Source organism: Nitratidesulfovibrio sp. 1201_IL3209, assembly GCF_036763125.1.
Classification (GTDB): Bacteria; Desulfobacterota; Desulfovibrionia; order Desulfovibrionales; family Desulfovibrionaceae; genus Cupidesulfovibrio.
In genome coordinates this window covers 1-375 of record NZ_JBAIYT010000093.1, presented here as the reverse complement: position 1 = coordinate 375, position 375 = coordinate 1, and the positions used below count along the sequence as shown (strand labels likewise).

At 49.1% G+C, this 375-nt stretch carries 1 protein-coding gene; it reads right to left on the bottom strand.

The genetic code is table 11. The features are described from left to right. Positions 1 to 22 precede the first annotated feature (22 nt). Positions 23 to 375 (bottom strand): IS200/IS605 family transposase (gene tnpA, locus V6B97_RS17190; RefSeq protein ID WP_333507719.1); only part of this gene is annotated, 353 nt, incomplete at its 5' end.

The window sequence follows — 375 nt, the reverse complement described above, 5'->3', positions numbered from 1 at the left end:
AGATCTGGCATCTGCATATCTGCTACTTGCGGCCCGTAAACGGGCTTCCGGGATACGGTAGGGACAACTGGTCACCAAGTTTATCAGACTCTAGCTGATGTTTGATGTATTCCTGAATCTTACGGGTGTTCTTCCCTACCGTATCCACATAGTAACCTCGGCACCAGAACTCCCGGTTTCTATACTTGAACTTGAGATCGCCAAACTGTTCATACAGCATTAAACTGCTCTTGCCCTTCAGGTACCCCATAAATCCCGACACACTCATTTTCGGAGGGATTTCAAGAAGCATATGGATGTGGTCGGGGCAGCACTCCGCTTCGACTATATGCACCCCCTTCCACTCACACAGCTTGCGTAGAATTTCCCCTATCG